The 2,745-nt window shown below is 73.3% G+C and carries 1 protein-coding gene and 1 pseudogene; both read right to left on the reverse strand.

What is annotated here, in order from left to right:
* The coding region (locus CA984_RS48980) for a protein kinase domain-containing protein (protein ID WP_086579116.1) at nt 1-1,820 on the reverse strand (1,820 nt) is incomplete at its 3' end.
* Nucleotides 1,821-2,097: 277 nt separating this feature from the next.
* Nucleotides 2,098-2,745 (reverse strand): annotated as a pseudogene (locus CA984_RS43575) (serine/threonine protein kinase); the annotation flags it as partial.

Raw genomic sequence — 2,745 nt, forward strand, 5'->3', positions numbered from 1 at the left:
GACTTCGTCGGACTCGGCGCGGGCTTGGTGGTCGCCGGAGGCGGCGTCGGCTTGGCGGTGGTCGCCGGAGGCCGCGTCGGCTCGACGACCGGAGGCGGCGAGGACGGCTTCGGTGTCGGCTTGACGGTCGCCGTCGGCTTGGGAGTGGCCGTATGCGTCTCGGACGGCTTCGCCGTCGGCTTGGGGGGCGCCGCGGGAGGCGTCGGCTTGGCGGTCGGCGTCTCCGTGGCGGGATCGCTCGGTGCCGGAGCGGGTGTCGGCTTGGCGGGCTCGCTCGGCGTGGGCGTCGCGCTCGGGGACGGCGTGGCCGTCGGGACCGGGGTCGGATCGACCCTGGGCGGCGTCGGGCTCGGGGTCGGGGTGACGGTCACGGTCGCGGTCGCGCTCGGGGACGGCGTCGCCGCCGGAGACGAGGTCGCCGTCGGAGCCGCCGTCGGAACCGCGGTCGGCGGCACAGGCGCGTTGGTCGGGATCGCCGGCGGGGTGACGAACGAGGTCATCGACGGGGCCGGGACCGTCGGGCTGCCCGTGTCCAGCTGCATCGGCCCGACATCCGGGTTCTGCGGGTCGGTCGTGGCGCCCCAGGGCACGGTCACCTTGTCCGGAGGCTCCTCTCCGACGTCGGGGCCGACGCCGATGCCCTGCCCGTCGCCCTGCGGCTGTCCCGGCCCCTGCTGGCCCTGGTCGACCAGCCCCAGGGACGCGTGGGGAGCGGCGGCGGCGTTGGCGGCCGCCCGCTCCGCCTCGCCGAGGGAGGTGTAGCTTCCGGCGGCCCACAGGCCGAGTCCGGACAGCAGGGCGACCACGCCGACGCAGGCGGCCAGCACGAGGGAGAAACCGCCGCGCTTCGGCCGCTCGCCGGGCTGTGCCGCCCCTTGCAGGACGAACGTCGCCTGCGCCGGGGGAGCCGCGTCCCGCGGAAGCGGCGGCGCGCCCCAGCCTGCCGGCGGCGGCGCCTGCGCGGGAGCGGGCTGCTGCGGTACGGCCGGCAGCGCCTCGTCCTGCCACGTGTCGTCCCCGGTGATCATGACCGCCGACTGCTCGCCGAGGAGGCGGAGCATGGCGGCCTTGGTGTCGGGGCGCTCCTGGGGGTTCTTGTCGAGGCAGGCGGCGAGGAGGGCGGCGAGTTCGGCGGGGACGCCGGTGAGGTTGGCGGGCCCTTCCAGGACGCGGGTGAGCTCTCCGCCGAAGGGCGGCTGCCCGGTGGCGGCGTGGGCGAGGGTGGCGGCCCAGGAGAAGAGGTCCGCGGGCCTGCCCGCGGTGGGGGCGGCGCCGGGGTTGAGTTCGGCGTGCAGGTTTTCGGGGGCGCGGTAGTCGGGTTCGGCGTCGGTGGTGCCGAGGCCGATGTCGCAGACGCGGGGTCCGTCGGGGCCGAGGATGACGGTGTCGGGGGTGAGGGCGCCGTGGGTGAGGCCGGCCAGGTGGATGGCGGTGAGCGCGGTGAGGGTGGTGACGGCGAGGTGTTCGAGGGYGTCGCCGGTCAGGGGGCCGTCGGCGGTGACGGCCTGGCGCAGGGAGCGGCCTTCGACGTGTTCGCGGACGATGTAGGGGGAGTCGTCGGACCAGCCGACTTCGATGAGTTTGGCGGTGTGGGCGCCGGAGACGCGTTTGGCGGCGTGGAGTCCGTTGGTGATCTGCTCGCGGGCCTGGGGGGTGGCTTCCGGGCGGGGGGCGAGCACGCGGATGACGCGGAGGGTGTCGTCGTCGGGCAGGTGGCCCAGGTAGACGGCCTGCTGAGGGTCCTGGCCGAGCCGCCCGACGAGGATGTGGACGCCTACGCGTTCCGGATCCTCCGGCAGTAATGGGTTGAAATCCCCCATTGCAATCCTTCCACCTCAGCTACCGATAGGGGTAACTATCGGACTATCTAGCAACATCCAACCAAATTTGCCCCACCGAAATGGCGGATTTCAGACGTCAGTTCTGATCCGAATCAACCGTGATCTCTGCTCATCCCTCGGAGAGGTTGTGCGGGCAACGGAGAAGGCCCTCTCCCCTTGTACTTTCCTGAGGGAGAGGGCCTTCCCGATGACGGGGCACGGTCAGCCCCGGTACGCCTCCTGGCTCAGGTCGGTCCGGTTGCTCCGGGGCAAGGTGTCATCCGCAGTTGGCCCAGCTGCTGGTGCCGGTGCTGCCGCCGGGGCCGCCGCCGCTGAAGCGGACGCACTTGCCCTTGGAGGAGAGGATGACGCCTCCGGCGTAGTACTCGTAGTTGCCGCGTTCGGTCTTGGCGCCGCCGCCCTGGACTTCGAGGGTGGCCCAGACGGAGGTGGCGGTGCCGACGTCGGCGGTCTTCATGGTGACGACGCAGTTGGAGCCGGTGGAGGTGTTGTAGAGCTGGTAGGTGGTTCCGCCGGGGAAGGAGGCGGAGCGCTGGACGTAGTAGCCCGATCCGCAGGCCTGCTGCGGGGTGTAGGGGTTGGAGCGCGGGGCCGGCGGGGCCGACGACTTCGTCGGACTCGGCGCGGGCTTGGTGGTCGCCGGAGGCGGCGTCGGCTTGGCGGTGGTCGCCGGAGGCCGCGTCGGCTCGACGACCGGAGGCGGCGAGGACGGCTTCGGTGTCGGCTTGACGGTCGCCGTCGGCTTGGGAGTGGCCGTATGCGTCTCGGACGGCTTCGCCGTCGGCTTGGGGGGCGCCGCGGGAGGCGTCGGCTTGGCGGTCGGCGTCTCCGTGGCGGGATCGCTCGGTGCCGGAGCGGGTGTCGGCTTGGCGGGCTCGCTCGGCGTGGGCGTCGCGCTCGGGGA

The sequence above is a fragment of the Streptosporangium minutum genome (genome assembly GCF_002149035.1).
Lineage (GTDB): Bacteria > Actinomycetota > Actinomycetes > Streptosporangiales > Streptosporangiaceae > Streptosporangium > Streptosporangium minutum.